Here is a 2,342-nt window from a genome sequence, read left to right on the forward strand (position 1 = left end):
GGACACCGGGCGCACGGGGGCGCCGCGCCGGGTCAGGCCGGCGGCGGGCAGAGGGTGGCGCGCAGAGCCTCGTTGATCTTCGCGGCCTTGTCCGGCCCGAAGCCCTGCGGGTGGTCGGGGGAGGTGAAGCGCTGGTCCGCCAGTTCGACCAGCTTCGCCTTGTCCTTGGGGAACTGGTACATCGCCTGGCACTGGCTGCGGGCCAGGTCCACGGCCTGGTCGGGCTTGCCGCCGACGATCGCCGGGTCGATCGCGTCCAGCGCGGCGACCAGCTTGGCCGTGACGTCGCTGCCCGGCTTGGCGGGCATCCCGGCATCGGTGGGCGGCGCGGGCTTGGCCGGCGCGGATCCGGCCGCTGTGCCGGATCCGCCCGCCGTGCCGGATCCACCGGCTGCGCCCGACCCGCCGGACGCGTCCCCGGTGGGGGAGCCCGTCGAGGAGTCCGCGGGGGAGGCGGCTCCGGGGGCAGGCGTTGCGGCGGCGGAAGCGGCGGGGGCCGACGTGGGGGAGGCCGCCGTGGACGTGGAGGCGCCGGTGCTCGTTCCGGAGCCCGAGGCGGAAGTCGAGCCCGAGCTGGAACACGCGGCGAGGCTCACCGCGGCGAAAGCCGTGAGGGTGGCGGCGAGGAGACGAGTGCGCATGGCGCCACACTGTCATGTCCGCGGCGTGGGAGGGAAGGCCCTCAAGCTGGGGGTGGACGGCGAACAGCTGACAGATAACAGATGTTGAAATCTGTTATCTGTTATCTGTTATCTGTCAGCTGTCATCTGAAACCCGTCAGCCCAACCCGTTGGCCTTCAGCCAGTCCTTGGCCACCGCCGAGGGGTCCTCCTTGTCGACCGACACGCGCTTCATCAGCGCCGTCAGCCCGGTCGTGTCGAGCTTGGCCGACACCGCGTTGAGCGCGGCCGTCGCCGTCGGGCCCACCCCGGCCTTGTTGACCAGCGGCGTGACGTTCTGCGCGCCGAACACGCCCTTCGGGTCGGCCAGCGGGACGAGCTTGAACTGGACGATCTTCGGGTCGGTGGTGAACACGTTGCCGACCTGGACGGTGCCGTCCTTGAGCGCGTTGGCCGTCGTGTCGCCGGTGGGCTTCCACTCCTTGAAGGTCAGCCCGTAGACGTCCTTGAACTGCTGCTCGCGGCGGGACTTGAACTCCGGCGGCCCGCCGATGGTGAACTCGCCCGCCTTGGCGGCCAGGTCGGAGACAGTCTTGAGCCCGTACTTGTCGGCGGTCTCCTGGGTGACGCTGAGCGAGTCCTTGTCCTCGGCGGGGGAGGAGTCCAGGATCGCGAGCGAGGCCGGAAGGGTCTTGGCCAGCGCCGCGTTGACCTCGTCCTTGGCCGTGACGGTCGACTTGGCGTCGAGGTACGCGAGCAGCGCGCCGTTGTACTCGGGCAGGACGGTGAGGTTGCCGCTCTGCAGCTGCCCGTAGAGCACCTCGCGGCTGCCGATGTTGAACTTCTCCTGGACCTTCACGCCCTTGGCCTTGAGGGCCTGCGAGTAGATCGAGCCGAGCAGGACGTTCTCGGGGAAGTTCGCGGAGCCGACCACGACCGTCCCGCCGTCGCCGGAGCCCCCGCTCCCGCTCCCGCCCGCGGCCGTGCTCGCGCCGCCGCCGGCCACGGCCGAGGAGGAGCCGCCGTCGAGCGGGTTCCCACCGGAGGAGCCGCAGGCGGTGGCGCCGAGGGCGAGGGCGGCGAGGGTGCCGAGGACGGCGGCGCGCCTGGTTCTGCGGATGGTCGAGGTTGTCGACATGGTGACAGGTGTCCTTCCGAGACGATGGAGAGAGGAGGTTCAGGGGGCCCGGCCGTCGGGCCGCATCAATCAGCCCACGTCAGCGGGCCCAAGTCAGCTGGCTTACCTCGGCAGTGCCCACGTCAGCAGCCCGCGGCGGGCGGTCCGAGGTCAGCGGCCCCGGTCGGCGGCCCGGCGCTGGGCGCGGACCCCGCGCGGCAGCGCGTACCGGGCGAGCAGGACGAAGAGCAACTGGGCGGCGACCGCGAGCAGCACCACGAGCACCGCGCCGCCCGCCGTCACGGCGTACTGGCGGGTGGCCAGCCCGTCGAACACGTACCGGCCGAGGCCGCCGAGCCCGACGTACGCGGCCACCGTCGCGGTCGCGATCACCTGGACGGCCGCCGTGCGGAAGCCCGCCAGCAGGGTCGGCGCCGCGGACGGCAGGCACACCTGCCACAGCACCTGCGGGTGCGTCAGACCGATGCCGCGCGCCGCGTCGCGCACGTCCGGGTCGGTGCCGCGCACCCCCTCGACGGCCGCGACCAGCAGCGGTGGCGCGGCGAGTGCGACCAGCGGGACGAGCACCGCCGTGTCGCCGACCC

The 2,342-nt window shown here is 72.5% G+C and carries 4 protein-coding genes; 1 reads left to right on the forward strand and 3 read right to left on the reverse strand.

Going from position 1 to position 2,342, the window contains the following annotated elements:
- Positions 1-32 precede the first annotated feature (32 nt).
- Positions 33-308, reverse strand: a complete 276-nt coding sequence (locus AB0O00_RS36100) for a hypothetical protein (protein ID WP_363658934.1) — start codon at positions 306-308, stop codon at positions 33-35.
- Positions 309-420: 112 nt separating this feature from the next.
- Between AB0O00_RS36100 and AB0O00_RS36105 the strand changes: the two genes are divergently transcribed.
- Positions 421-729: a hypothetical protein gene (locus AB0O00_RS36105; protein WP_363658935.1), complete on the forward strand. Its 309-nt coding sequence runs from the start codon at positions 421-423 to the stop codon at positions 727-729.
- Between the two features lie 48 nt (positions 730-777).
- On the opposite strand, the gene AB0O00_RS36110 is transcribed toward AB0O00_RS36105, so the two are convergent.
- Positions 778-1,758: an ABC transporter substrate-binding protein gene (locus tag AB0O00_RS36110; protein ID WP_363658936.1), complete on the reverse strand. Its 981-nt coding sequence runs from the start codon at positions 1,756-1,758 to the stop codon at positions 778-780.
- A 150-nt stretch (positions 1,759-1,908) separates the two neighbouring features.
- Positions 1,909-2,342 (reverse strand): ABC transporter permease subunit (locus AB0O00_RS36115; RefSeq protein ID WP_363658937.1); only part of this gene is annotated, 434 nt, incomplete at its 5' end.

Source organism: Kitasatospora sp. NPDC093558 (assembly GCF_040683475.1).
Lineage (GTDB): Bacteria > Actinomycetota > Actinomycetes > Streptomycetales > Streptomycetaceae > Kitasatospora.